The organism is Streptomyces sp. NPDC001515, assembly GCF_053597115.1.
Map to the genome: position 1 here is coordinate 468,520 of NZ_JBSFHN010000001.1, position 25,503 is coordinate 494,022.

30 protein-coding genes and 1 tRNA gene are annotated in these 25,503 nt (G+C 69.8%); 8 read left to right on the top strand and 23 right to left on the bottom strand.

Translation table 11 applies throughout. From position 1 onward, the window contains the following. Positions 1–18: 18 nt before the first annotated feature. From ACWCXC_RS02105 to ACWCXC_RS02115, 3 genes are all read right to left on the bottom strand, one after another. Positions 19–1,005 carry a bifunctional MaoC family dehydratase N-terminal/OB-fold nucleic acid binding domain-containing protein gene (locus ACWCXC_RS02105; RefSeq protein WP_450886026.1) on the bottom strand — a complete coding sequence of 329 codons (987 nt, stop codon included), beginning with the start codon at positions 1,003–1,005 and terminating at the stop codon, positions 19–21. Next, the gene (locus ACWCXC_RS02110; protein ID WP_450886028.1) at positions 1,002–2,186 is read right to left on the bottom strand and encodes an acyl-CoA dehydrogenase family protein; all 1,185 of its coding nucleotides are present in this window, start codon (positions 2,184–2,186) and stop codon (positions 1,002–1,004) included. The genes ACWCXC_RS02105 and ACWCXC_RS02110 overlap by 4 nt, the downstream gene beginning before the upstream one ends. A gap of 428 nt (positions 2,187–2,614) precedes the next feature. Continuing rightward, entirely contained in the window at positions 2,615–2,917 is a 303-nt protein-coding gene (locus tag ACWCXC_RS02115; RefSeq protein ID WP_450682459.1) for a hypothetical protein, read from the bottom strand. Between the two features lie 318 nt (positions 2,918–3,235). Here ACWCXC_RS02115 and ACWCXC_RS02120 point away from each other — a divergent pair, with 318 nt between their 5' ends. Both ACWCXC_RS02120 and ACWCXC_RS02125 read left to right on the top strand, forming a co-directional pair. Beyond that, on the top strand, positions 3,236–4,117 hold the full coding sequence (locus ACWCXC_RS02120) for a bifunctional DNA primase/polymerase (protein ID WP_450886031.1): 882 nt from the start codon (positions 3,236–3,238) through the stop codon (positions 4,115–4,117). Positions 4,118–4,886: 769 nt separating this feature from the next. Next, positions 4,887–5,198, top strand: a complete 312-nt coding sequence (locus ACWCXC_RS02125) for a hypothetical protein (protein ID WP_450886033.1) — start codon at positions 4,887–4,889, stop codon at positions 5,196–5,198. A 41-nt stretch (positions 5,199–5,239) separates the two neighbouring features. Here the strand turns inward: ACWCXC_RS02125 and ACWCXC_RS02130 are convergent, their stop codons facing one another. The 12 genes from ACWCXC_RS02130 to ACWCXC_RS02185 form a co-directional block, all read right to left on the bottom strand. Continuing rightward, positions 5,240–6,400, bottom strand: a complete 1,161-nt coding sequence (locus ACWCXC_RS02130; protein WP_450886035.1) for a tyrosine-type recombinase/integrase — start codon at positions 6,398–6,400, stop codon at positions 5,240–5,242. Then, positions 6,400–6,627: a helix-turn-helix domain-containing protein gene (locus ACWCXC_RS02135; protein ID WP_450886037.1), complete on the bottom strand. Its 228-nt coding sequence runs from the start codon at positions 6,625–6,627 to the stop codon at positions 6,400–6,402. The genes ACWCXC_RS02130 and ACWCXC_RS02135 overlap by 1 nt, the downstream gene beginning before the upstream one ends. Then, positions 6,624–8,039: a replication initiator protein RepSA gene (repSA, locus tag ACWCXC_RS02140; protein WP_450886039.1), complete on the bottom strand. Its 1,416-nt coding sequence runs from the start codon at positions 8,037–8,039 to the stop codon at positions 6,624–6,626. The genes ACWCXC_RS02135 and repSA overlap by 4 nt, the downstream gene beginning before the upstream one ends. Before the next feature lie 90 nt (positions 8,040–8,129). Continuing rightward, complete coding sequence (locus tag ACWCXC_RS02145; RefSeq protein WP_450886041.1) at positions 8,130–8,444, bottom strand: SpdD-like protein; 315 nt, start codon at positions 8,442–8,444, stop codon at positions 8,130–8,132. A 26-nt stretch (positions 8,445–8,470) separates the two neighbouring features. Beyond that, positions 8,471–8,626 (bottom strand): hypothetical protein, encoded by a 156-nt coding sequence (locus ACWCXC_RS02150; protein ID WP_010060553.1) that lies wholly within the window; start codon positions 8,624–8,626, stop codon positions 8,471–8,473. Between the two features lie 12 nt (positions 8,627–8,638). Next, on the bottom strand, positions 8,639–8,830 hold the full coding sequence (locus ACWCXC_RS02155; protein ID WP_450886043.1) for a mobile element transfer protein: 192 nt from the start codon (positions 8,828–8,830) through the stop codon (positions 8,639–8,641). Between the two features lie 5 nt (positions 8,831–8,835). Next, a complete protein-coding gene (locus ACWCXC_RS02160; protein WP_450886045.1) occupies positions 8,836–9,021 on the bottom strand; it encodes a hypothetical protein in 186 nt (61 codons plus the stop codon). A gap of 18 nt (positions 9,022–9,039) precedes the next feature. After that, a complete protein-coding gene (locus ACWCXC_RS02165; RefSeq protein ID WP_450886047.1) occupies positions 9,040–9,705 on the bottom strand; it encodes a DUF2637 domain-containing protein in 666 nt (221 codons plus the stop codon). Then, the gene (locus ACWCXC_RS02170) at positions 9,705–9,890 is read right to left on the bottom strand and encodes a hypothetical protein (RefSeq protein WP_450886049.1); all 186 of its coding nucleotides are present in this window, start codon (positions 9,888–9,890) and stop codon (positions 9,705–9,707) included. The genes ACWCXC_RS02165 and ACWCXC_RS02170 overlap by 1 nt, the downstream gene beginning before the upstream one ends. Before the next feature lie 83 nt (positions 9,891–9,973). Continuing rightward, positions 9,974–11,335: an FtsK/SpoIIIE domain-containing protein gene (locus ACWCXC_RS02175; RefSeq protein ID WP_450886051.1), complete on the bottom strand. Its 1,362-nt coding sequence runs from the start codon at positions 11,333–11,335 to the stop codon at positions 9,974–9,976. Between the two features lie 2 nt (positions 11,336–11,337). After that, the gene (locus ACWCXC_RS02180) at positions 11,338–11,697 is read right to left on the bottom strand and encodes an SCO3933 family regulatory protein (RefSeq protein WP_450886053.1); all 360 of its coding nucleotides are present in this window, start codon (positions 11,695–11,697) and stop codon (positions 11,338–11,340) included. A gap of 139 nt (positions 11,698–11,836) precedes the next feature. Then, positions 11,837–12,616, bottom strand: a complete 780-nt coding sequence (locus ACWCXC_RS02185) for a GntR family transcriptional regulator (protein ID WP_385108701.1) — start codon at positions 12,614–12,616, stop codon at positions 11,837–11,839. 18 nt (positions 12,617–12,634) lie between these two features. Here ACWCXC_RS02185 and ACWCXC_RS02190 point away from each other — a divergent pair, with 18 nt between their 5' ends. Both ACWCXC_RS02190 and ACWCXC_RS02195 read left to right on the top strand, forming a co-directional pair. Further along, positions 12,635–13,099 (top strand): NUDIX hydrolase, encoded by a 465-nt coding sequence (locus tag ACWCXC_RS02190; RefSeq protein WP_450886055.1) that lies wholly within the window; start codon positions 12,635–12,637, stop codon positions 13,097–13,099. Between the two features lie 800 nt (positions 13,100–13,899). Then, on the top strand, positions 13,900–14,175 hold the full coding sequence (locus ACWCXC_RS02195; RefSeq protein WP_450886057.1) for a hypothetical protein: 276 nt from the start codon (positions 13,900–13,902) through the stop codon (positions 14,173–14,175). A 1,551-nt stretch (positions 14,176–15,726) separates the two neighbouring features. Here ACWCXC_RS02195 and ACWCXC_RS02200 read toward each other — a convergent pair. From ACWCXC_RS02200 to ACWCXC_RS02220, 5 genes are all read right to left on the bottom strand, one after another. Beyond that, a complete protein-coding gene (locus tag ACWCXC_RS02200) occupies positions 15,727–16,032 on the bottom strand; it encodes a hypothetical protein (RefSeq protein ID WP_450886059.1) in 306 nt (101 codons plus the stop codon). Beyond that, positions 16,029–16,772 (bottom strand): GntR family transcriptional regulator, encoded by a 744-nt coding sequence (locus ACWCXC_RS02205; RefSeq protein ID WP_450886061.1) that lies wholly within the window; start codon positions 16,770–16,772, stop codon positions 16,029–16,031. Before ACWCXC_RS02205 ends, ACWCXC_RS02200 begins: the two co-directional genes overlap by 4 nt. Continuing rightward, entirely contained in the window at positions 16,769–16,993 is a 225-nt protein-coding gene (locus ACWCXC_RS02210; RefSeq protein WP_450886063.1) for a hypothetical protein, read from the bottom strand. The genes ACWCXC_RS02205 and ACWCXC_RS02210 overlap by 4 nt, the downstream gene beginning before the upstream one ends. A 199-nt stretch (positions 16,994–17,192) precedes the next feature. Next, on the bottom strand, positions 17,193–17,507 hold the full coding sequence (locus tag ACWCXC_RS02215; RefSeq protein ID WP_450886065.1) for a hypothetical protein: 315 nt from the start codon (positions 17,505–17,507) through the stop codon (positions 17,193–17,195). Positions 17,508–17,519: 12 nt separating this feature from the next. After that, positions 17,520–17,798: a hypothetical protein gene (locus ACWCXC_RS02220; RefSeq protein ID WP_450886067.1), complete on the bottom strand. Its 279-nt coding sequence runs from the start codon at positions 17,796–17,798 to the stop codon at positions 17,520–17,522. Between the two features lie 78 nt (positions 17,799–17,876). Here ACWCXC_RS02220 and ACWCXC_RS02225 point away from each other — a divergent pair, with 78 nt between their 5' ends. Continuing rightward, on the top strand, positions 17,877–18,632 hold the full coding sequence (locus ACWCXC_RS02225) for a GntR family transcriptional regulator (protein WP_450886069.1): 756 nt from the start codon (positions 17,877–17,879) through the stop codon (positions 18,630–18,632). Between the two features lie 164 nt (positions 18,633–18,796). Here ACWCXC_RS02225 and ACWCXC_RS02230 read toward each other — a convergent pair. Both ACWCXC_RS02230 and ACWCXC_RS02235 read right to left on the bottom strand, forming a co-directional pair. Next, a tRNA-Ser gene (locus tag ACWCXC_RS02230) sits at positions 18,797–18,883 on the bottom strand. A gap of 109 nt (positions 18,884–18,992) precedes the next feature. Then, positions 18,993–20,573: a trypsin-like peptidase domain-containing protein gene (locus ACWCXC_RS02235; protein ID WP_450886071.1), complete on the bottom strand. Its 1,581-nt coding sequence runs from the start codon at positions 20,571–20,573 to the stop codon at positions 18,993–18,995. Between the two features lie 190 nt (positions 20,574–20,763). Here ACWCXC_RS02235 and ACWCXC_RS02240 point away from each other — a divergent pair, with 190 nt between their 5' ends. The 3 genes from ACWCXC_RS02240 to ACWCXC_RS02250 all read left to right on the top strand — a co-directional run bounded on the left by ACWCXC_RS02240 (position 20,764) and on the right by ACWCXC_RS02250 (position 23,512). Then, a complete protein-coding gene (locus tag ACWCXC_RS02240) occupies positions 20,764–21,609 on the top strand; it encodes a glycerophosphodiester phosphodiesterase (protein WP_450682462.1) in 846 nt (281 codons plus the stop codon). Between the two features lie 230 nt (positions 21,610–21,839). Further along, the gene (locus tag ACWCXC_RS02245) at positions 21,840–22,406 is read left to right on the top strand and encodes an ATP-binding protein (RefSeq protein WP_450886397.1); all 567 of its coding nucleotides are present in this window, start codon (positions 21,840–21,842) and stop codon (positions 22,404–22,406) included. 140 nt (positions 22,407–22,546) lie between these two features. Beyond that, on the top strand, positions 22,547–23,512 hold the full coding sequence (locus ACWCXC_RS02250; protein WP_450682463.1) for a DUF5926 family protein: 966 nt from the start codon (positions 22,547–22,549) through the stop codon (positions 23,510–23,512). Between the two features lie 852 nt (positions 23,513–24,364). Here ACWCXC_RS02250 and ACWCXC_RS02255 read toward each other — a convergent pair. Further along, positions 24,365–25,084 carry a bifunctional DNA primase/polymerase gene (locus ACWCXC_RS02255; protein WP_450886074.1) on the bottom strand — a complete coding sequence of 240 codons (720 nt, stop codon included), beginning with the start codon at positions 25,082–25,084 and terminating at the stop codon, positions 24,365–24,367. Positions 25,085–25,503: the final 419 nt, after the last annotated feature.

Sequence of the window (25,503 nt, forward strand, 5' to 3'; positions counted from 1 at the left end):
CCCCGGAAGAAATCCATGTCAGCCCTCGCTTCCCCGGAAGACCGGAAGCACCAGTTCGGGGTCCGTGCGCAGGAACTCCAGGCGCACCGCCATCCCCACCCGCACCTTGTCGAACGGCACCCCCACCACATTGCTGACGATCCGGACGCCCTCGGCCAGTTCGATCAGCGCCACGGCGTACGGTCCGCCCTCACCGTTCTCGCTGAACGCGGGAAACGGCGGATGGTGCATGACGACATGGCTGAAGACGGTCCCCTCGCCCGAGGCGTCGACCGTGTCCCAGTCCGCCCCGCCACAGGCGTTGCACCCCGGCAGCCAGGGAAAACGGAGCGTTTCGCAGGCCGTGCAGCGCTGGATCAGCAGCCGGTGCGCGGCGACGCCCTCCCAGAAACCGGCGTTGTCGCGATTGATCACGGGGCGCGAGCGTTGCGGGACCGTCTTCGGGGCGGCCGTGGCGCCGGGCCGGGGATTCCGGTGCGCCGGGCGGTACTTGAGGATGCGGAAGCGGTGCGTCCCGGCGGGCTCGCCCTCGGCCCGGACGTCCATGCGCGTGGTGACGAAATACCCCGTGCCGAGCTTCGTCGTCTTGCGCTCCGAGACCGATTCGATCACCGCGTCGAAGGTGATCAGGTCGCCGGGGCGCAGCGGGCGCAGATACTCCTGCTCGCAGTCGGTCGCGACCACCGAGGTGTAGCCCGCGCCGTCGAGGAGCCCGAAGAGCGCGTCGTACGCCCCGCTCCGGTCGGTGTGCCCCGAGAGCCCGCCCATGGTCCACGCCTGGAGCATGGCGGGCGGGGCGACGGCGTCCGGCCCGGTGTACGCGGGGTGCGCGTCCCCCATCGCCTCGCACCAGTGCCGGATCATCGGTTCGTTGACCCGGTCCTTGCCGACACCGGCCTCGGCGGCCGGCCGCCCCTCGTACGCCTTGAGCCGTACGTACAACGCGTCCGTGTCCCCGGGCCGGGGCCCACCGGCCGCGGGAATCCCCTCCGCACCGTCCGTCACCGCTTTCCCCCCTTCATCCCGAGCCGCATCGTGGCGACGAGTTCGCGCTGGACCTCGCTGACCCCGCCGCCGAAGGTGTTGATCTGCGCCGCCCGGTTCATCCGCTCCAGCTCCCCGTCCCCGAAGACGCCGGGCGAACCGGCCCGGACGAGACCGGCGTCGCCGGTGATCTCCTGGCACATCCGGTAGACCTCGACGGCGCTCTCGGTCCCGGCGAACTTCACCCCGCTCGCGTCACCGGGGGCCAGCGCGCCCGCGCCCACCGCGCCGACGAGCCGCCAGTTGAGCAGCCGGGTCGCCGCGAGCCGGGCGTGCGCCTCGGCCAGCCGGGAGCGCACCCACGGTTCGTCGGCGGGGCGGCGTCCGGTCACCGGGTCGGGGGTGCGGGCGAAGGCGAGGGCGGCGGCGTAGACGTCCTCGGCCTGCATCCCGATCGCGGCGAGCGCGACGCGCTCGTGGTTCAACTGGTTGGTGATCAGCCCCCAGCCGCCGTTCTCGGCCCCGACCAGCGCGGTGGCCGGGACGCGGACGCCGTCGTAGTAGGTGGCGGTGGTGGTGAGCCCGCCCACGGTCTCGATGGGGGTCCAGGAGAACCCGGGCGCGTCGGTCGGTACGAGCAGGATCGAGATGCCCCGGTGCTTGGGGGCCTCGGGGTCGGTGCGGCAGGCGAGCCAGATCCAGTCCGCGTTCTGCGCGTTGCTGGTGAAGATCTTCTGCCCGTCGATGGTCCAGGAGTCGCCGTCGCGTACGGCCCTGGTGCGCAGCGCGGCGAGGTCGGTACCGGCCTCCGGCTCGCTGTAGCCGATGGCGAAGACGGTCTCACCGGCCAGGATGCGCGGCAGGAAGTACGCCTTCTGCTCCTCGGTGCCGTATTTCATGAGCGTGGGGCCGACGGTGTTGAGGGTGACCATGGAGACGGGGGCGCCGGCCCGGTACGCCTCGTCGAAGAACACGAACTGCTCGTCCGCGCCCCGGCCCTGCCCGCCGTACTCCACGGGCCAGCCGAGCCCCAGCATCCCGTCGGAACCGATCCTCCGCAGCAGCAGCCGCTGGGCCTCGGGGTCCTGGTCGGGGACGGCGCGGCCACCGGGGGCGCCCCCCGGGCCGGGCATCACCTCGCGGAAGTACGCGCGGAGTTCGGCGCGGAGCGCCTGCTGGCGTGCGGTCGGGGCCAGGTGCACGTCGACTGCCTCCCGGGAACGGACGCGAGAATCAGGGTTTCTGACTGTCCGTCAGATTGCCGTCGACGTCAAGACGGAACGCACACGAGGCGGAATCCGCAACCCGGGCCCGGCTCCGGGCCCAGCACCTGGAGCCCCGAACGCAGACCCACACCCACAATCCGGAACCCCGAACACAGACCCACACCCACGATCCGGAACCCCGAACGCAGATCCGCGACCAGGTTCGGGAGCCCAGGGACACGGACCCACACCCACAACCCGGAACCTCGGACGCGGCTCCACACCCAGGACCTGGACCCCCGGGACGCGATCCGGAGCCCTGACACAGGTCCGCGCACCGCCACCGAAGCGGCGATGCGCAGACCCGACCCCGCTTCCCCCCGGCCGCGGTCCGGCCCCCCGACCGGGCCGCGCCAGGCGGTGGCTCACCAGAGAGGCGTGAAGTTCACCGTCACGCTGTGGTCGGACTGGTCGATCCAGGTGAACGCGGAGCCGTTCACCTGCGCGGAGTTGCTCGTGTTCGAGGCGCCCAGGCCGATGGCCTGCTGCTGCGAGGTGGACGCGTTCCCGAAGTTGTCGCCGCTGCTGCCGATCGTGGCCACCCCCGCGTTGGATCCGTCGTTCGCGATCGCGCCGGTGTCGGCCTGGGCCACACCGCCGAGCAGCACGGCGGCGAGCGGCAGAGCGGCCGCGGCGGCGAAAACGCGAGCGGTACGGATGCGTGCCATGTTTTTCCTCCAGAAACCGGAAGTAAGGCTGGCCCCGGGCCGGTTGGCCGACCGCCCCGGGTGAGTCGCGACGTCGCGCCAACAGTGCTGCCCAGGGCCGCCCCGGCGAACCACCCGCCTTCCGCGATTCCCCCGCAAGCGTGACGAAGAACCGCCAAACCCTCAGGCGTCACAACCTTCCGGACACCCGGATCCCCCGCCCAGACCCCGTACCCCCCAAGCGAAGAAGCGTTAGGCCACCGGCGCGGCCCCACCCCCCGAATGCCTCGGCACCCCTCCCCCCTTCCCATACTCGAACGCACGTACGAAAATGAATCCATGGCCACCTTCGACCGGCGAACCGCCACCCTGGCCCTGGCCCACGCGCTCTCCGCCGCCGAGCACGGGCTCCCCGTCATCCCGCTGTCCGCGAACAAACTCCCCGCCCTGCGCTCCCCGCACCGCGACCGGACCGGTCCCGCCACCTGCCGCGGCGCCTGCGGCCGCCCCGGGCACGGCGTCCACGACGCGACCACCGACCCCGCGGCGGTCCGCGCCCTGTTCGCCGCCGCCCCCTGGGCCACGGGCTACGGCATCGCCTGCGGACGGGCGCCGCACCATCTCATCGGCATCGACCTCGACATCGACGCCACCGGCCGGCACGACTCCGCCGCCGCCCTGCGCCACCTCGCCCTGGAGCACCTGTTCACCCTGCCCCCGACCGTCACGGTGCTCACGCCCAGCGGCGGCCGGCACCTCTGGCTCTCCGGCCCGCCGGACGTCACGGTGCCCAACTCGGCCGGCCGGCTGGCCCCCGGCATCGACGTCCGCGGCTCCGGCGGCTACCTCGTCGGCCCCGGCTCCCTGACCGCCCGCGGCGCCTACCGCCTGGTCCCCGGCACCGGCACCCTCCCGCCGACCCCCTGCCCCGACGCCCTCCTCCAGCTCCTCACGCCGCCACCCCGCCCGCGCACCGCCACGACGGATCACCCCGACCAGGGCCGGGGCCTCGTCCGCTTCGTCCTCGCCGCCCACCGCGGCCAGCGCAACACCCGGCTCTTCTGGGCCGCCTGCCGCGCCTACGAACACGGCTTCGGCGACGCCCTCGCCGACGCCCTCACCCGTGCCGCCGTCCGCACCGGCCTCCCGGAACCCGAGGCCCGCGCCACCATCGCCTCCGCCGCCCGCCTCACCACCCCCCGCTGCGCGCCCCCGACCTGACGGCCCACGGCACACGAACGAACGGCCCCCGACCGATTCCCCGGTCAGGGGCCGCTCCAGGCGATTCCGACCGGATTCGAACCGGCGTCCTCACGGTTTTGGAGACCGCGCGCGACGACCTCTGCGCTACGACTCCGCCCACCCCATCCTAAAAACCCCCACCCACCCCGCAAACGCCCCCGCCCGGCCCGCCCCGACCGTTCACGAAAGCACCGCGCCCACCAACAACGCGCCGTAGTGCACCCACTGGTGCCGCCGCTTGCAGTACCGCTTCGCCCGCCACATCGAACGCCGCGTAAACGACTTCTCGCACCACACACACGCCCGACTCCTCACATCCCCCATGTCCACGACCCTATCGGCCCCCCATCAACCACCCCGGCTCCCAAGGGAGACGCCCGCACCGGGAAACCAGCGAGACCAGCGGCGCCCGCCAGGGACCGGGCACGGCAACGGCCCCCGACCATACGTCCTGGTCGGGGGCCGTTCGCCTGCGGTGGGTGTGGGATTTGAACCCACGGTGACATCGCTGCCACGACGGTTTTCAAGACCTTTTGGCGGACGGATGATCGGCGGCTTCCGCCGCAGCTCAGAGGGGCCATAGCGCAGCGCCGGAGCCCTCGTCATTTTCACCGTGCCCCCTGCGTGCCCCCTACGCATGACAAGCACGTCCGGCAGCTTCTCCGCGTCCCAACCGAGACCGTCCAGCTGATCGGCTCTGTCCAACCGATGATGCGGTCGGTAGCTTCCTGATGTGCCAAGAACGAGCGTGGGTAACGAGACGGACAGCCTGTTGTGCGTATGGGTTGAGCCATGGGGAACGGATCATTGGATGCGCCCTGGCGAGGTGTTCACCGTTGTGACCGAGGCGGATGCTGAGGAAGCGCCGTTCAACGTCGTGATTCATGACCAAGGCATCAGCGTGTGGGTGAATGCCGGCTTCAGCGCCGAGGTCATCGACCAGGAAGGGCGCACGGCGGCCTGTGGTCACCAGCGTCCCGACGGTTTCGACGCGGACTCGCGCTGGCTCACGGCTTGGGGAAAGGGCCGCACGACAGAGCTGGAGACCAAAGAGGAGTAGGGGCGCCTCTTCACGAGACACCCCTACAAACCCGTCGACGTTCAGACAGAAGTGGATCCGTCACCGTCCTCGGGCCCTCTGTCTGTCCGCTTGTGATCGTGCCCGTTGAGCCAGAAGTCCGACGCTTCCGCTACTTGCTCATCCCGACCGGCGACCGGCCGGGCGTAGTGGCGAGTGGTCACGCTCGCGTTCGAGTGTCCGAGCCGGTGGGCGGCGGTCATAACGCCGTACCGATCGGCCACCCATGTGCCGTGTGAGGCGCGGAGATCGTGCGGCGTGACGTCAGTGAGCCCCGCCGCCGCCACGGCGGGATCGAAGTACGCCTTGCGCCACTGGTTGTAGCGCAGAGGCTTACCGCCGGGCGTGACGAAGAGGAGAGCGTCCTCCCCGCCGGGCACCTTCTCCAGGTGCCGGCCGATCCGCGCCGCGAGTGACGGTCCGATCCGCAGGACACGTTTCTGATGGGACTTGGGGGTGTCGAAGACGAGGGTGCCGTTCGCTTCGGCCAGGTTCTCATCGACGAGGACCAGGCCGCCGGACACATCGATGTCCGCCCGCCGCAGCGCGAACGCCTCCCCGACCCGCAGCCCCGCGTAGGCGAGCAAGGAAATCAGCAGGTCATGCGGTTTCGTCGCGCTCCGCACGATCCGTGAGGCTTCCATCGGGGTGAGGATGTGCGGCTCGGTCTGCGGCATGCGAGGCAGCTTCACACCCCTGCACGGCGTCTGCCCGATCATCTCGTTGTCGACAGCCGCTCGCATGATCTGCGAGAGCACTCGGTACGCCTGCCTGATCCGCGAGGCGCTGAGACCACGGGTCTTCATCGCACCGACCCACTCGACGACAGTGATCGACCGGAGGCTGGACAGCTCACGATCACCGAGCGCCGGAACGATCAGCGAGTTGATCAGGGACCGGTACGACGCCTGTGTCTTGTGTTTGAGCTGTGGGGAGACCGCGGCGAGCCATCGTGCCGACCAATCGCGCACAGTGGTCTGTCCCTCGGCGGGGTCGAGCCAGCGGCCCTCCTCCATCTCGATGCGCTTCCGTACCAGCCAGCGATCGGCGTCCGTGGTCGTCGCGAACGTCTGATCAGCGGGCCGCAGCACGCCGTCAGGCCCCGGATACCGAGCCTGGAACCGGCCGGACGGCAGCTTCCGGATCCGGCCGAAGGCGCGGCGGGACTTGCGTTTGGCGGCCATCAGGCGGCCCTCCGGTACGAGTACGCCGAGGCGGGCCGCAGGACGACCGGCGCCACCGTGTGGGCACTGATGTAATCCTCCACGGCGCTCTCGGGGATGCGGACGTGTCGACCGACCTTGACGAACGTGATGCGGCGTTCCTCGATGAGCCGGCGAGGGAAGCGGAGGCCGGTGCCGAGGCGTTCGGCGACCTGATTCACGGTGAGCAGTCGATCCGCCACGGTCACCGCTCCCCCTCGTTGGCGGTGAGCCCCTTCAGCGCGTCGCGTGCGGTCTCGCGGTTGGTCTGGAGGTCACGGGCGATGGTGGCGGCTAGAGCCCCTTCACCAGGGGTGTGCCCGTGGCCGAGGTACTGCCAGTCCGTCATGACGAGGACGGTGTCCGGTTCACGGTCTGCCAGGCCGAGGACGGTCGCTTCCTGCGCTGCGCGGTAGTCGGCACGTTCCTGGCGAAGGGCGCCGAGGGTGGTCGAGTAGGTGCGGGACTTGGACGAGAAGTGTCCGCGAAAACCGAGCATGTGCGCCCAGGCCCAGAGGCGCCGGTCCGGATAGATGCTGTCGAGTTCACGGCATGCGGTGATGAGCCGACGGGTGTGATCAGGAACGCGGTGGCGGTCGAGTTCGGCAAGTTCTCCGATGCGGCGGTCCAGGGTGCCGGTGTTCTCCGCGGCTTTGGTCGCGTACTTGGCTACGTACGACGCGACTGCCTGTTCGGTGACATCTGAACCTTCGCCGAAGGCCTTGATCGGGCGAACGTCAAGCTGTCGGCCCCATCGGAACGTCCGGGACGGTTCTCCACCGGCAGCCGGGACCGATACCGACGTGTACGAGTGCGCGGCTGCGGCGCGTATCGAGTCGGTGAGGAGATCGGCCGTGGCCCAAGAGGGCGGCGGCGTACGAGGTCCCTCCGGACCGTCGAGGCGTACGACGGCGTGGAAGTGAAGAGCTCCGCGCTTCTGGAATTCGGCAACCTTGCCGAAGGAGACGCGGAGATGGTCGCCCAGCTCGCGGCGCCGGATGCCCGCACGGACGCCGAGTTCGCGGCGGAGTCGGGTGGTGAAACGCTGCCAGAGCTCCCCGGCATGGTTGTTGAAGAGCACGGCGCCCGCGTAGTCGTAGGTCTCCGGATCAAGGGCGGTGCCCAGGTCACCGGAGTCCGAGGGGTGCGCGGCGCCACACCGGCAAGTGCCCCGGTCGGGGCGGTTGTGGACGGGGCCGAAGGACGGCGCGGTGAGGGTGGCGAAGACGCGCGGGTGGTCGCGGACAGCGGCGGTGATGTCGCGGCGGTCGTCTCCGGCGAGGCCGGCGCGGATCAGGTGGTAGGTGTCGCCCGCGTACGTCCAGGCGCAGGAGGGACAGCGGGAGGCTCGGCGGTTGCCGCAGGCGATACGGAGGCGCCCGCCGGGCTCGTACGCGGTCGAGTAGCGGTGCAGGGTCTCGCCGGTGGTCTTGTCCTTGTGGGTTACCCAGCCGCTCAGGTGGACGGGGTCGGCGCAGCCGCCGGTGCGGCGGATCTGGTCCTCCCAGCGGATGTAGTCGGAGGCCGAGGCCACCCGGAGGACGTCCCCGAGGACGGCCGGGTCGAGTCGTGGGGCGGGCATGGACGGCTTCTGTGTCGTGGGTGAGGCCCGGTGGGCCATGCTGGGGGTTCCTTCCGGTTGCGAGATCGATCGGTGGGGACGGCTCCCGGGCGGCGGATGCTTGGCGGTATCGAGGCCGCCCGGGGCCGGTCAGCGGCGCTTGGCGTCGGACGCGATCAGCGAGCGCAGGACGACCGCGCAGACGGCGACCGAGGCGCTGGTGACGGCGACCGCCAGGAGCAGCGAGACCAGGACGGTGCCGACGATCAGGACCACGGCGATGCCGGCGCCGACGAGTGCGAGCGCGGTGCCCGGGGTGAGCTGGACGACCGGACGGGACGGCGCAGGGGCGGCGGCGGGTGCCGGAGCAGCCGTGCCCGGCGTGATGGTGGTCGGCTGGACGACAGCGGGCGGGGTGACCAGGCCCGAGGGCTGCGGCATGGTCGGGATCTTGGGCTGGAACATGGGTGGTTCTCCTTCCCGGGCGCGGGCTACTTGACGGCGGTGTCGATGACGGAAGCGAAGAGGCTGTCGGCGAGGAGGTAGCCGCCGAGGAGGAGCACGCAGATCAGCCACACCGGCGGACGGAAAAGCTTGATGCCGAGGTAGCCGACGACCAGCAGGGCGATCCAGAGGGGGACGTCCATGGACGCTTTCTCCTAACGGACGGTGCAGCGGTGGGTACGGGCGGCGAGTTGAGCGGCGGTCCGGCTGGAGTAGTCGGCGGACCAGCCGCAGCGGTCGGCAGTGCAGACGGCGGCGTGGGCGGTGCGGCCGGCGCGGTCGCGGTGGGTGCCGATCTGCACGGGACCGATACGCATCACGGAGTGGAAGCTGTGGCGGGCGGGCATGCCGATCAGCCCCTGTCGGTCGTCGGGTCGGTGTACTGGGCTCGGATGCTGCGGGCGGTGGCCGGGTCGTCGACGCGCCGTGCGGCTTCCTCGGCAAGCAGGTGGGCGAGCAAGGGGCGTCCGGCCACCGCCATCTCACGTGCTCCGTCGAGGTAGTCGTCCACGGTCAGATCGGCGGGATCGTGGGTCATCTCGGTTCTCCTTTGCGGTCAGCTGAGGCGGGCGGCGATGGCGTCCGCGAGGTGGGGCGGAACGCCGAGGCGGGAGCGGAGGGTGTCGGTGTCGATCGGCGATCCGGTGCGGGTGCGGTACTCGTCGGCGACCTTGCGGGCGTGTTCGATCAGCACGGCTGGAACGGGCGGATCCGGGGACGGGACCGGGGGCGAGGACAGGGCCGTAATCGCAGGGGGTTCGTCGGGTGACGATGGGACCGGGACGGCCTCAGGCGTACGCACCGACTCGGCGTCCTCGGTCTTCGTGACGTCGGCTGACGGAACCTGCTCCGGCTCCCCCGACGAATGGGCGAGGAGAGTGCCACCGAGAAAGGCGAGTGCAGGCCATCCGGCGATGCCGAGCCGGAGCGGGGCCGGCGGGTCGGCCAGGTCGAGGAACCCGGCGGTGGCGACGTTGGCACCGAGCGAGGCGAACAGGGCGACCAGGAACCAGCACCAGGCCAGCCGGGACGGACCCTCACTGCGCAGCCGACGCCAGGCGGCGACAAGGAGCAGGTCGACGCTGACCGGGTAGGCCCACGCCTTCCAGCCGTCCTGTCCAGCAGCAGCGGCCAGGTCGTGCAGGTGAGCGAAGGACAGGGCTCCGGCGATGACCGCCTGGATCAACACCGCGTCGACCCGGAGACCGTGCCGGGCGCCCATCAGGAGTCCTCAGCGGAGTCGGAGTCATCCGGGAACAGGTCAGGCGGCGGCTCCGGCAGCGACACGGCGAGGGACGGGCTGACGACGTCCACGAAGTCGAGGTCGGCACCGCCCATCTCGGCGTACAGGGCGAGTTGGCCGAGCAGAAGGACGGTCCGGGCGAAGTCCTCGCAGTCGGGGCACATAGCGGTTCTCCCTTCTCTGGGCATGGCGGTGGTAGGGACCTGGCGCGAAGACGGTCGCGCCTACCGGGTGGGTGTGGGAGAGATCAGGCGGTGGCCGATGAGGCCGTCGCCGGTGGCACAAGCTCGGTTGCGGTACCGGCCGTGGCAGGCCGGAAGGAAGCCAGCTCGGGAAGGTCCGGGGTCCTGTCGGCGTACCGGTTGCAGAGGTTCACGGCCTGGCGGAGCGAGGTGTGCGGAGCGCGGATGCGGTGCCAACCGCCGGAGGCGTCTCCGGCGATGGCGAGCCCTCGCCGGTCGGCGGGAATCTGGATGGCGGCGAGGACTGCGTCCGGGGCGATGTCGCCGAAGGCCATGTTGGCGGAGGTCTCATCGTTGAGACGGTGGGCGGTGCGGCCGGTGAGTTGGGCGCGGAGCATCGTGATGCCCTTGCCGAGTTCGGAGCCGAAGCGCTGTCCGCAGATTTCGAGGTAGATGCCGGCCGCGCGGCCGAGCTGCGCGAGACGGACCAGGGCGGTGATGATGCGGTCCCGCCGCCTCTCCTCCTCCTTCGTTGCGTACAGAGCGAGTTCGGCTACTTCATCGACCAGAACGACCACCGGTGTCGGGCGGAGCTCATCAGGCAGGTCCCAGATGTCGGCGGCGATCTCCGCGTCCGGCACATCGACGGTGATGCGCTGCTGGGTACGGATGAGGCGGTAGACGTCCGCCATCCGCGCCACGAGTGCATCGAGGAGTTCGGCAGCCGCGTCCGGGCTGTCGGCCAGCGCGGAGAACCGGCGGGCCAGCGGGAAGAGTTCGACCCCCTGCTTGCAGTCGATGCCCACGAGGGCGACGTCCATGGGAGCGAGGCCGGCGACCAGGTTGCGTTGGTAGACGGACTTGCCGGACTCCGTGGCACCGAGGGTGAGGGCGTGAGGTATCGCCCGGTAGTCGCGGTAGTGCACCGCCCCGTCCTCCCGCAGGGCGACCGGCACCCGCATCGTCCGAGTCTCCGTCTCAGCAGGCATCTGCACCCGCTTGAGCACGTCGTATCCGGTCATCCGTACTTCGACGACACCGGAGCGCACCTCCCGCGAGGTGACGCCGAACATCGAGAACGAATGCCGAAGCCGGTCCGAGGCCGCCGCGATATCGAAGACGTCCTGCCCGGGACGGAGCTTGAGCCGCAGGACCAGGCCGGTGCGAGTGGGGCGCAGTCGTCGTATGCGCGGCGGGCGGGGCTCAGGAATCGGCCGACTGGTGGCCCGAGCCAGGGCTAACCGCCACCGCGCCGGCGGCACGGTCAACCCGCACGCGTCCATGACCGAGCGGTACCGGACCAGGACCCGCAGCGCGGCCAGAGTGACCCCGAAGGCCAGCCAGTACCAGGCGGGGCGTCGCCATCGCAGGAGCCCCACGGCGGCGACGACCAGCGCCAGAGCGGCCGTGACCATGAATACGGTCATGATCAGGCCGCCTTCGCCCCTGCGGCGGCGACGTCCGCGAGCGAGGTGACCGCGACCGCGCGGAACGCGATGCCGTGCCGCCGCTGGCCGTTGAAGTCGTTCTCCCAGGGGCGGGCGACCAGGCCGGTGAGCGCGACCGGTGTGCCCATGGACAGCTCACCGCTGATCCCGGGCTCCGGAACGGTGACGGACAGGATCTCCACCTCCTCGTTCGCCGCGAACATCACGTCCACCGTCATGAGCTGGGCACCGGTCTCCATGTCGGTGGCGACCTCACCGGTACGGCGGTCACGCACCTTGACCTGCGGAGTCTTGGCGACCATCACGACCGCGCCGGAGGTGTCGACGGGAATCTGACGCACAGCAGATCACTCCTCTATAGATGCCAAACTTTGCCACTCATGTATATGAGTGACATGAAGAAGAGTGCATCACTCCTGTACATGAGTCAACCCGCCGCGAAGAAGAACTTACGACGGGTTGCGGGAAGTTGAGCGGGCGTCAGTCGCCGGCCGGGATCCGATACTCGAAAACGAACTGGTCAGCAGCCATGAGCGTGTCGCACACCTCGACCACCCGCCCCGCAGTCGTACGGGCCTCCCGGATCAGGTGAACCACGGGCGCACCCGGGCTGAGCGCCAGTTCCGACGCCTCCGACTTCGAGGCCGGGCGCGCTTGCAGTGTCTCGACGAACTCCGCGAACTCATGCCCATGGTCTTCGAGTCGGGCGTAGATGCCACCGCCCCCGGGGTTCTCGGCGAACAGCTCCGGGATCTCCTTCACCACGTCCCAGGGCAGATAGGACGAGGCGGTCTCCACCGGGGTGCCGTTACGGAAGTAGAGGCGTCGACGGGCCAGCACCTGCGTACCAGCAGGGACGCCCAGGCGCTCGGCGGCGTCCTCGGGCGCGTCCATGGGCCCGATGTAGAGGACGCTGACCTTTGCTGTGGCGCCGGACTGCGCGGATTCCGCGAGATAGGCAGCCTGCCCACCCTGCCGGAGCGAACGCCGGAAGCGATCGGAGGAGCGGTGCCTTACGGGGGGCCGGTTCTTCACGATCGAGCCCTTGCCGTGCCGGGTCTCGACGAGCCCACTCGCCCGTACTTCGACCATGGCCTTACGGATCGTCCCGCCGGAGACTCCATAGCGGTCCACCAGCTCGGATTCGCTCGGCACCATGTCGCCGGCCTTGAGAACCCCCGCCCGGATCTGCTGCACGAGCTCATCAGCGATCTGCACATACCGAGGACCGGAACCGGCCCCTCCCGCCGCAGTTCCCATAGTCCTTCCCTGCCTCCTATGCTCCTCTACATGAGTCAACCACAGGAAGCGACGCCCCCTCCCCTGCACTCCGTCTCCGTAGCCGGAGTAGTGGTGCGCGAGGACGGCCGCCTCCTGGCGATCCGCCGAGCCGACAACGGCACCTGGGAGCTCCCCGGCGGCATTCTCGAACTCAACGAGACCCCCGAGGCCGGCGTCGCCCGCGAGGTCTGGGAAGAGACAGGCATCCACGTCGAGGTGGACCAGCTCACCGGCGTCTACAAGAACACGACCCGAGGCATCGTCGCCCTGGTCTTCCGCTGCAAGCCCTCCGGCGGCACCGAGCGCACATCAAGCGAGACGACAGCCGTCTCCTGGCTCACATCCAACGAGGTCAGCGCCCGCATGTCCGAGGTCTACGCGATCCGCCTCCTGGACGCCTTGGACGGCAACGGCCCCCACGTGCGAAGCCACGACGGCAAGCAGCTCATCCCAGCGGGATAAAACTTTCTCTACTTCATCAAGGCACCCGGCTACGCTCCGCTCCGCCGGGCGCGCTTCCCGGCTCTGGCTGCGCCCGCGCTCCTGCCTTCGGCCCGCTCGGCGCTGCCGCCGCCGACGCGCGCCCACAACTGGATAGGCCCGGGGGCATGAGACGAGAACCCAAGCCCGCGGCTTCAACACATGCCTCCGGCGGGGGCGCTCAGACTCCGGGATGGGAGAGGCGCCGTTCGCGAGTGCCGGCCGGAGCGTGGCGAGCGTCGTGGAGCTCCCATCCCGACCACCTTCGACCCAGGCAAAGCCGAGCAGTCGCGGCCCAGGGCGTCAAGGTCGTTCGTACAGTGGCGCGCTCCACCTTGACGCCCTGAACCACGCCCGCTCCACGGTGTGTGGGTCGAAGGCGGACGGGATGGGAGCCGGGGGGAGTGGTGGGTGAGGTTCGTCGGATGCGGCGCCCAATAATCATGTGAGCCTGATCACGCGACAAATGCGCCATCATGGGGACATAAGGCCAGGAGACACTGGGTTTGCAGGGATGATGGCACGTCAGTTGCCATACCCGTGTGATATGGCGTCGAGGTGCCCGTGTATCGCGGCTGGTCAGGGCCTCGCGTGATGTCGCAACGGAATCTGGGTCCGCGCCCGACTTCGAGGTGAACGACATCTCCGACGTCGAGAACGACAACTCGGTCGGCGTCACAGTTTGTCGGTGCCGTGCCATAGCGTAGGAGGACCAAACCGAAGGGCACGCCCGCCTCTTGGGGAAGATGCTTCGGGCGTGCCCTTCAAGAACCGGAGGAAACATGTTCATCCCGGATCTCGGTGGGGCGGCACTTAATGGCGCCCACCTTCTCCGTACTGTCGCACGCCACACTGACAGCCGCAAAGAACCGCTGTTCGCAGCGGCCTTCGTTTTGGCCTGCGTCATCAATGGCGACAGCCTGACGAGCGTGCTGCGGCAGGCCACGTGGTTCATCGTGGCCCTGATTGTGCTCATCCTCGTGCTGGTGATCAGCGAACGATTCACGACGACGTACACCAGCATCTCCGCGGGTGTCCAGCGTCGGACGATTGAGTGACATCAACTGCTGACACCAACAGCTACGACTCCACGCGGTGGGTCGCGGACTCTCGAACCGGCGCTGTCTGGTCGCACTCCATGTTGATCAGGTCCAGCGCGAGGGTCGAACCGACCTGATGAGGATGAGGCTCGAACCTGTCCCAGGCAGGGCGCCACCCTCGATCGATGGGTGGCGCCCCGCGAGCTTGACTCGACCATTGAGACTCCGTCGACCTGACGTCGTTCTCCGACAGCACGAAGGCCCTGCACGCCTCAAAGACGTCAGGGCCTTGATTCGTCAGCTCAGGCGAGGAGCAGCAGCCCAGCTGCAGATTCCTCGGCGACCGTCGCGGCCACTTGCAATACGGCCAAAACAGACTTTCGCGCGTTACTCATGGTTGTTCTCCCCTCGACTCGAAGCGGACCCTTGCGTTCCTGGCGTTGTAGTTCCTAGGACCAGAATCATGAACCGGGCAACTGCTGCGACCGAGACGAGCACGAGGAGGGCTGCAAGGGGAATCGAACCCCAAGCTCCCGCCCCTAGCCTCAACCGACGACGCGGACAGACTACAGCGCCACTCACGCGCTGGGACCGCCTCGGGGCCGTCTGAGGGTGCCCAACGGGGACCAACGCTGACAACCACCGACGACTAAGTCGCAGGTCGCGACGTTGATCGATTACACAGCCACAGGTCAGACACCCGCCCTGTCACTTCCAGCCAATCCGAGCCGTTTACCCGTTGTAGATCTGGGTGGTTCCATTGCGCGGTGATGGCGCAATCGGCCTCGCCAAGATGACCTCGGGATCAACTTAGCGACTACGCAGGGTGACAGCGTCAAGTGGCTTTACATCCGAGAGTGATTGCAGGGCCTCTAGCCCTCGCCGCGTGCCGGCTAGCATTCCTCAGGTCACGAAGAGGCCCACCTAACCGCGCATGCTGGCAGGCCGAGCGGCAGGTGGGCAACCGAACCCGGAGGTTCAACATGAGTTTGCCCCTTCCCGAGCGCTGCGTGTCAAACCCGCGTCAGCAACTTGTAGTGATCACGGTCATCGTCGTGATCGTGCTCGTTTCGCCGACGTCGGCCAAGGTCGTTGGTGCTTATAAGGACGCGGCGACCCTTCTCGCGTTCTGTCTCACAGCCAGCGGTACAGCAGCGAGGTACCGCAACTACAGCAGCCGGCCCCGCCCGCTAACGTCCATCTAGGACCTCGTAGCAGCCGGTATGGCCGTCGCTGACCGATCCGGCTAGAGCTACGGACCAGAAGGCATAGTCTGCTCAGCGGTGAGGTCGTCCGCACGGTAAAGGCATGGACCCGGGGTGCGACACGGGCCGGCTGCCTCGCCACTCAGAGCAGGTCGGGCCGGGCAAACTGAGTGCCTAACAGCGTGACTACCGCGACGCACAGCAGCGGACAATTTTGGGGGCCACCTGAGTTGCTTCGGGACGAAGCAGTCCTCAGGCCGCCCAAGGTTGGTGGAATTCAGTCGGCACGGCCAGAGGCCCGTAGCACCTGACCTTGTCAGAGCCATGGGCCTCTCTTTGCTGCGCAGTTCGGCAGGGCCGTAGGTCAGCGGGCGGGCTCACTCGGCTCGCCAGTTGCCCGGAGGCGGCCACGGCTCGTTGCAACGCGGAGAATGTCCCGCAGCGCCCCAGTCATTTCCCCGACCAGGCACTGCATATCGTCGAGGGACATGTCCTGATCGCCGAGGGCTTCTGATGCCTCGTCCAACAGCTCACGTGCCGCCCCAAGTTGGATCGCTTCGATGTTGTCCGCAAGGCGGGACATGTAGCTGTCCGGGTCGTCGGTGCTCAGGTAGCAGGGTTTGCCCCCCGAACCCGACCACGGGAGGAGCCGAAGTTCGTTCGTCGTCATCCTTGAATGGGCCTCTCATTGATCACGTGGTGGGCGGTGAAGACGGCGTCGACCCGGTCTCCCGGAAAGGCCAGGAGTGCGGCTTCAACGACGCGGCCGGTGACGTCGGTGGCGATGCGCGTGATCGCGAGAACGGCCATGGTGTTTCCGATCCGGAGGACCGACGCTTCGTCTGGGGTGGGAGAGCGGGCGCAGACCGTCTCTCGGACGGTGGCCGGCGGCGGGCCGAGGATGGCGAATCGCGTGGCTGCCTCCCGGCACATGGGGTTGTCGTCGAGGACTCCGTTCGGGGCCAGGTCGCGCGGGATGTAGATGCGGGCCAGGCCATGCGGCGAGCCCTGTTCGAGGCTGAGGCAGGTGTATTCGGCGAGAGGGCTGCCCACGGGGACCTTCAGCAACGTCGCCAGGGGCGCGGAGGCCGGAACCGTGGTGCTGCGGACCGTGATGCGCAACGTTGGCTCAGCGGCGGTCCAGGGGTCGAGCGTGCCCCAGCCACCGACGTACATGGTCTTGCGGCGGGGGTGACGGACGTAGTTGCCCTTGCCGTGGATCTTCTCGACGAGTCCTTCGCCCTGGAGCACGGCGAGAGCGCGTCGCAGGGTGACCGTGCTGACCCTGTACCGGGCGGCAAGACCCGCTTCGGACGAGAGGCGTTCGCCGGGCTTGATGCTGCCCGTCGTGATCTGGTGGCGTAGGTCGTCTGCGATGTCGTGATGGCGTCGGGGCACGGAGCCGGTCACCGCCTTCTCAGCAGTCGCAGGGCGTCGAGCCGCGTACGCGCGTGTATGGCCAGCAGTTCGCCCGACTCGAAGACAAGTTGCTTGGCCCCGTGGGAGAGCTGGACGAGGTCACTCACCCGGCAAGCCTGCCCGCCGAGTTGGATGATGTCGCCGCGCTGCACGGTGGCCGCAGTGACCTTGATGGGGGAAGCCAGTGCACCACCCGAGGCGTGGACCCTCATGCCATCACCTTCACGGGCACGATCGGGCCGGGGGTCGAGTGGCACGGGCAGATGCACACCTCGTAGATCACCGGTACGTCGTCCATCGCCGAAGGCGGGAACGGCTCGATGCAGGAGAGGTGCGTACCGATCCGGCACGCGGTCGAGCGGTAGGGGACGGAAGCCGCGTTCGCTGGGTGCGGTTGTCGGCGAGGAGGCATCAGTGGGCCCCCGCGAGGGCCGACCGGGCATCAGCCGGCAGGTGCGGAGCGACGAGCACCGTGCGCGTCCGTGCACGCCGCTCTTCCCATGCCAGCAGGTACGGACGGACAAGCGCGATGTCCTCTCCCCTCAGCGGATACCGGTGGACCGTGCCGACCGGAGCCCGCCCAAGGGTGATGGTGGAAGCGTCAACGGGCGCGGGGCGGGTGAGAGGGGCCGGCGGCCGGGAGGGCGTTAAGGGGCGGCGATGCCGGCCGTTGGGGAAGCACCGCGCTCTGGTGCGCGAGATGGCATGTCGAATACGGTTGAGCATGCTGTTCAGCTCCTATCGCTGATAGCCCGGTCCCCCGACGTCGCCTGTCGTGGGGACCGTTTTTCGTACGACCGCCCATAAGGTGCGGCCGTTCAAGCTGGTGGCCAGGAGGCCGAATCGATCGGCTTCGGCCACCGCCTCCAGGACCTCCCGCCATGAATCGGCGGAGAGCGTGTCCGGTACTTCTGCTTCGACCCTCGTGAAGCGCGTGTGCTCCTCCACGCGCGGGCGCAGGCCAGCGGCGGACAAGCGGGCGGCAAGAACCGCCGCGGTCACTCCCGAAGCGGACACAGCGCACCCTTCGCTACCGACAATCACGTTCAGTGAAGCTAGTTAACTAGATTAGAGCTAGTGGACTAGATTTTCCATATGTCTGAGCAACCGCCGTACCTCCGCATCGCCGACGAACTCCGGCGGCGCATCGCGGAGCACGTCTGGGAACCGGGTGACCGCCTCCCCTCGCGCGCCCAGATCGGCCAGGAGTGCGGCGTGGGCGAGAACGTGGTGCGCAGGGCACAGGAGTTGCTGATCTCCCAAGGAGTGCTGGAAGGCCGGGCGGGATCGGGGACCTATGTCGCCGAGCCTCGGCAGCGCGTGAGAGTCGTCCGGTCGTCGGCTCGTGAGCAGTCCAGCGGATCCCCGTTCCGCCAGGACATGAAGGCCCTTCACCGACAGAGCGACTGGGAGAGCCGGACCGATGCGAAGGTGCCGGCCCCGGCGGAGATCGCGACGCGGCTCGGGATCGACGAAGGCGAGCTGTGCGTCCGTACGACGTACGAGTTCTTGGCGGACGGCAGGCCGGTGCAGCTGTCGACGAGTTGGGAGCCGTACGCCGTCACCGGCGGCACCCTCGTCGTTCTCCCCGAAGGAGGACCGCACGCGGGGGCCGGGGTCGTGAACCGTATGGCCGCGATCGGAGTCACCGTCAGCCATGCGGTGGAGCAGCCCGAACCGAGGCATGCGACCGCCGAGGAGGCATCGCTACTCGGCATCCAGAAGGCCGCGCTCGTGACGCACATCCGGCGGACGTACTACAGCGACGAGGGCCGGCCCGTGGAAACGGCGGACATTGTGGTGCCCGCAGCGCACTGCGAGATCGTCTACGAGATCCCGATCAGCCGCTGACCGGCGGACCCCAGCGGCGACAGAAAGCAGTGCCCAGCCGTGCCCCCCGCGTGCCCCTTCCGTGCCCGATGGACCGGGAAACCAGGGGAAAGAGCGGTGGCCGGCAGGGACTGGGCATGGCAACGGCCCCCGACCATACGTACTGGTCGGGGGCCTCTCGCCTGCGGTGGGTGTGGGATTTGAACCCACGGTGACATCGCTGCCACGACGGTTTTCAAGACCGTTCCCTTAGGCCGCTCGGGCAACCCACCCATGCCCCGTGCGCCCGTCTGCCCGGCGCGGAACGGGCTACAGCCTACCGGCTGCGGGCCGGGCGCACGGTTGGCGCCCGGGGGTTGGGGCGGAGCCCCCGGGGAGGGGTCAGCTGTCGCCCTTGCGTTCGCCGAGGGTGACCTGGGCGGTGTGGGTCTTGCCGTCGCGCTTGTAGGTGAGGGTGACGGTGTCTCCGGGCTTGTGGGTCCAGATCTCGCCGATCAGGGTGGGGCCGCTGTCGACGACGGTGTCGTTGAACTTGGTGATGACGTCCCCGGCGCGCAGACCGGCCTTGGCGGCGGGGCCGTCCTTGGTGACGGCGTCCGTGCCGCCGGCGCCCTGGTCGGAGATGACGGCGCCGCCGGACTTCTCCTCCATCGTGACGGTGGCGCCGATGACCGGGTAGACCGGCTGGCCGGTCTTGATGAGCTGCTCGGCGACGTTCTTCGCCTGGTTGATCGGGATGGCGAAGCCGAGGCCGATGGAGCCGGCCTGGCTCTGACCGGTGCTGCCGGTGGACTGGATCGCGGAGTTGATGCCGATGACGGCGCCGCCGGCGCTCAGGAGGGGGCCGCCTGAGTTTCCCGGGTTGATGGAGGCGTCGGTCTGGAGAGCGCTCATGTACGAGTTGCTGCCGCCGGAGCCGTCGCCGGAGGCGACCGGGCGGTTCTTGGCGCTGATGATGCCCGTGGTGACGGTGTTGGAGAGACCGAACGGGGCGCCGATCGCGATCGTCGAGTCGCCGACCGCCACCTGGTCGGAGTTGCCCAGCGGCAGCGGGGTGAGGGACTGCGGAGGGTTCTTGAGCTTGAGAACGGCGACGTCGTAGCCCTGGGCCCGGCCGACCACCTCGGCGTCGTACTTCTTGCCGTTGGAGAACGTCGCCGTGAGCTGACCGCTGTCCGCCGCGGAGGCCACCACGTGGTTGTTCGTGAGGATGTGGCCCTCCTTGTCGTACACGAAGCCGGTACCCGTGCCGCCCTCGCCGTCGCCGCCCTGGGCGTCGATCGTGACGACGCTGGGGAGCGCCTTGGCGGCGACGCCCGCGACCGTGCCGGGGTCGCGCTTGAGGTCCTGCGGGGTGCCCGTGGCGGAGACCGTCGTCGACCCGGTGTCGTCGGAGCGGTTGTCCGCCGCCCAGAAGCCGAGCGCGCCGCCGATGCCGCCGGCGACGAGCGCCGCCACGACCACGGCGGCCACCAGACCGCCCGCGCCCCGCTTGCGCGGAGCGTGCGCCGCGTGCGGCTGCCCGGGCGGGCCCCATACGGGACCGCCGCCCTGCGCGGACTGGGCATACGCCGGAACGGCCGGCGGGGGCGGCGGCCAGTTGGCGTCGGCCGCGGACTGCGGCGCGTGCGGTGCCGGATACGGGGGCACGGCGCCGGGGACCGGGGCCGTGGGCGCGGTTCCCGGGTCCGGAACGGGGGCCGCGGGCTGCCCGGGGGAGGGGTCGGGCCGCGCCGCGGAGTGCGGGGCCGTCGGGGCGTCCGACGGCGGAACAGGAGGCTGCTGCGCCGTCGGAGGCTCAGACGGCGTGGGGGAGGGCTGCCGCTCGGCCGGCGCGTCCGGCCGCGGGGAGGCGGCGGGCGCGTCGTCGGCGGCGGCCCGGGGAGCGTCGGCTGGCACGGGAGGTACGGACGGGGCGGCCTCGGCCGCGGTGCCCTCGTTGCCCTCGTTCTCTGTGCTCACAGCTCTTTACTCCTCGGTTCCACGTCATGATTCGGCAAGAGATCCGCTGTGTACGTGTCTGGGAACAGCTTTTCCCACAGCACGTCAGGCCACTGTAAGCAGGACCTGTGCATCCGCGCACGAGCCTTTACATCGGACAAAACGGCCCCACCCCTCAAGGTGTCCCCACGCGCCGCCTCCCGGTGACACCATGGCGCGGGTGATCCCAGCACGGCAGCAGCGCCCCAGTCGGCATCCCATCCAGGTCATCGCCCACCGGGGCGCGTCGGACGACGCCCCCGAGCACACCCTGGCCGCGTACCGGAAAGCGATCGAGGACGGTGCCGACGCCCTGGAGTGCGATGTGCGGCTGACGGCGGACGGTCAGCTGGTGTGCGTGCACGACCGCCGGGTGAACCGTACGTCCAACGGGCGCGGCGCGGTCTCCGCGCTGGAGCTGAGCGAGCTCGCGGCGCTCGACTTCGGCTCGTGGAAGGACCGGGACGAGACGGAGTCCCCGGACTGGGACCCCGTTCCGGGCGAACTCACCTCCGTACTCACCCTGGAGCGGCTGCTCGAACTCCTCGTGGAGACCCGCGCCGCCGGACGCCCCCTCCAGCTGGCCGTCGAGACCAAGCACCCGACCCGCTGGGCCGGGCAGGTCGAGGAGCGGCTGCTGCACCTCCTCAAGCGGTTCGGGCTCGACCGGCCACCGGCTGAAGGGCCCTCCCCGATCCGGGTCATGAGCTTCTCGGCCCGCTCGCTGCACCGGATCCAGGCCGCCGCCCCGGACCTGCCCACCGTCTATCTCATGCAGTTCGTCTCCCCGCGCCTGCGGGACGGGCGGCTGCCCGCCGGGGCCCGGGTGGCCGGACCGAGCATGCGGATCGTCCGCAGCCACCCCGGCTACATCGAGCGCCTGCACCGCGCCGGCCACCGCGCCCATGTCTGGACGGTGAACGAACCCGCGGACGTCGAACTCTGCGTACGCCTCGGTGTCGAGGCAATCATCACCAATCGCCCGAAACAGGTCCTGTCACATCTGGGACGCTCGTAACATCAGTTACAGGGAGTACACCGGCGCATTCGGGCCGTACCCAATCGTTGCGAGTGCGTCACCAGCATGCCTTTGGCCGGTTTCCGGTCCAGTCCGGGAGGGCATCCACACCGTGGCGTGGGGCAAAGGAGGTCTCGGGGGTGGCGTTGGTGGTGGCACAGGAAGTGCCCACGTCGTCGAGCATGGCCGTTGCCCATGGCCCTGCGGGCGTGGGGCAGGCACGGCGCCGGATGCGTGAGCAGTTGCGCAGTCACGGGGTGTCGGACACGGTCGTCGACGATGCCGTATTGATCCTTTCCGAACTGCTGAGCAATGCCTGTCGGCACGGCAGGCCGCTGGGACGGCAGACCGAGGCGGGCGACGGCGATGTGCGCGTGGCCTGGTGCGTCGACAGGTCCGGCGGACTGACCGTCGAGGTCACGGACGGAGGCGGTCCCACCAGGCCGATTCCGGCCACCCCTTCGGTGACCGCGCGCGGCGGCCGGGGACTGAACATCATCAGCGCCCTGGCCGAGGAGTGGGGCGTACGGGACGACGCCCCCGGTGAGGTCACCGTCTGGGTGCTGGTCAACGAAGGACACGGCGGCCACGGCCGCGCCGGCGCGCAACGGGGCGCGCGCGGCGAAGGACGCGGTCGGGGCGCGGGGGTGCGCCACAGCGCCGGATCCGGGGCGGCCGGTCCGCACGGGACCCGCTCCGTCCACGCGATGAACAACGGCGTCAACGCCGTGGATCCGGTGGGTGTGGCCGGTCTGGACGGGCTCGACCTCGCCGCCCTCCTCGACGACGCGGGCTGAGCCGGCACCCCAGGATCCGGCGATCGGGGACCGGGTGGACCCCGCCCCGGGCACAAACGCGGCTGCACCCCGGGAGCGCGGACAGGAACCCCATAGACTCGCGGCCCAGACCGCACTGTCGCATTCGGGAGAAAGCCCACATGGCGAAGAAGCGCCCTCAGACCAAGGCCGGGAAGCAGCAGCTCAAGGACGGCGAGATCCCGGTGGTCGGGGCCCGTGAGCCCTGCCCGTGCGGTTCTGGCCGCCGCTACAAGGCCTGCCACGGGCGGGCCGCCGCCCAGGCCGTCACCGAGCTGGTCCAGCGCCCCTTCGAGGGCCTGACCGGCGAATGCGACTGGGTCGCCCTGCGCGAGCTGGTCCCGGCCGCCACGGTCGAGCTGTCCCTCAAGGGCGGGCTGCCCGACGGCGTTCCGTCGGTGACGCTCGCGACGGTCCTGCCGATGGCGTGGCCGGCGCTGCGCCGCGACGACGGCTCCGTGCTGCTCGCGCTGCAGAACGACACCTCGTCCGGCGACCTCAGCCGCGACCTCGCCGACACCCTCCAGCGCGCGCTGGAGGCCGAGCCGGGCTCGCCCGTGCCGGCGCGTCGCGTGACGGAGGAGGGCCCGCGCCTCCAGGACCTGCTGGACGCCGACGCGCCGTTCGCGCCGGTGGTGCACGAGGGCTTCGAGTTCTGGGTGCCGGACGCGGAGAACGCCACGGCGGAGGTGACCGCCTCCCTGGAGCGGGCCAACGACGCGGCGATCCCGACCGCGCTGCTCTCCGGCGTGGACGCGGCCTACTGGTGCGAGACCCCCGAGAAGAACCACCTGCGCTGGGTCATGCCGCACCCCGAGGAGCAGTTGCTCGACGCGCTCGCCCGGCTGCACGCGGCGGGCGGCTCCTCGCTCGGCGAGGGCACCCGGCTCGTCGGTTCCTTCCGCGCGCACGGCCTGATGGTCCCGGTGTGGGACCTGCCGAGCGCGATGGGTGCCGAGGAGTGCGAGAAGCCGGCCGCCGCGTTCGCGGAGCGGCTGGCCGGGGCGCTCGCCTCGGACGCGCCGCTCACCGCGGAGGAGCGCCGGGCACGCGGCGGGCTCACCAACCGTCAGGTGACCCTCAGCTGACAGTGACCCCCGCCGGACGCACTCGGTGACTCGCGTCACAGTCGCCCGTACCGACCGGTAAATCGCTGTCCGAATACACGAGATCGAATTTGCGAACGGCAGATCTCTTGTTACCGTTCTAGAAGCCCGGTCGCTGGTGCATCCCCCGTCGCCAGCGATCGGGCATCCTCATGCCCGGACCCGGCGCACACACGGCGCACCGGGCGGCGCGCGAGCCGCGCACAGGCCGGGAGCACGCTGTCCGCGCAGCCCCCGCTCGCACCCGGGGCGCGCCGCCCCCTCATCTCCGCTCCTCGCACTCTTCCGGCTGCCCCGGACGCCCTACGACCACCTCGGGACGTCAACCCGCCGCTCCCGAAGCACTGTTGGACTCGGCGTCGACACCCCGCCCGATCGGCGACAGGACCGCTCGGAATCGGACAGAAAGCACCGGGAGCCCCTGCGGCCGGAATGTCCCGGGGACGGGAACCGAAGAGACCTTCGACAGCAATGCGAACGCCCTGCGGAAGAGGCGTCAGAAATCGGAGCACCGGCGGACTTTGCACCGGCAGACTTTGCATGCCCGATTCGTCCGGCCCGGTTCACCCGTTCCCGTCGCGGCGTACACGAGATCCGACCGCGTTCGGTAAGGAAAACGCCTCAAGAAGAAGCGGACCGAGAAGACGCCACTCAAGAACCGCTTCAAGAAGAACAGAAAGAGATCAGAAGCGGCCCCGTCCGCTGCTCAATTTCCCGGTCGCGGTGGTCTGCCGGAGGGAGGCCGTTCCTGACGGGGCCGTTCCTGACGGGGGGCCGTTCCTGACGGGGGGCCGTTCCTGACGGTACGACGGAATTCGGCGCGGTCCGCTCCGGTCAGTACGACAGCCGGCTGCCGCCGTCCGGGGCTCCGGTACCGGCTTCGACGAGCGCGTCCAGCACCGTGCCCACGTCCGGGAGCCAGGGCGCCGCCCCGGCCGGCCGCGCACCGCCACGGGCGCCCCGCCGGTCCTCCCGCTCCGGCGCCCGCTCCCAGCGCACCTGCCCCGTCCCGATCACCGAGGCCGGGAGGACCAGATAGCCGCCCTCCCCGTGGAACCGCAGCGAGCTGGGCACCCAGTCCTGCGCGTACAGCAGCTCACCGAGCCGTTCCAGGCTGTACGGGGCGACGAGCAGCGCCCAGCGGGTGGGGGTGGCCACGACCGGCCCCAGCCGCACGCCCATCCGGTCCAGCTCGGCCAGGGCCCGGGCGCCGGCGACGGCCGGCAGGCTCAGGGCGCACGGCGCCCGGCCGCCGGTGGCCAGCAGGACCGGCGCGGCCGGCCGCTTCGTCCACCACCAGCGCACCATCCGGGCGTCGGTCGTCGCGGCGAGGAGTTCGGGGTCGAAGGGGTGCGCGCCGGGCACGGCGCATTCGGGATCCGGGCAGGCGCAGGCCCGGCCGCGCTCGTCACGGCCGGAGGTCTGCCAGAGCCCCGCACCGGGGAGCACGGGCCACTGCCAAGCGGTGGCACAGGTCAGGGCCGCGTCGAGCCGGGCCGGCCCGCTTCCGCGTCCGGGCCGGAGCCTGCGTCGCCTTCCGAGGATCTCGCGCATGAGCGCTCGTTCCTTTCCGTTGAACGCCGATGAACGCCGTGGTTCCACATCACACCACGCGCCCGTGACGTCACGTGCGCGTGTCTTCACTGTCCGTGCATGCTCATCGAGCTTTGGGTACGGGTCGGTCGTGGGTACCGCGCGTGAGCTGTGCTGAGCCGAATCGAGCCGGTTCCGGGTCGGGATCGTGGCGAGGTGCAGGGCGTGTGCCGCGCCTGCCGTCCGTGGTGCGACCTCGCCACTCGGGGGTGGGGCGTGGCCGTCACAGGAGAGGACGTCCGGGCCCGCCGCCAGGTTCCGGAGGTGATCACCACCACCTCTGGCCGTCCAACGAAGAACGTACCCAGCACACCCGGAATGACGCTCCCCAGGTCTTCACCCCACGGGCAACCCCCGTCGAGCAGAGTCAGTCGACCGCA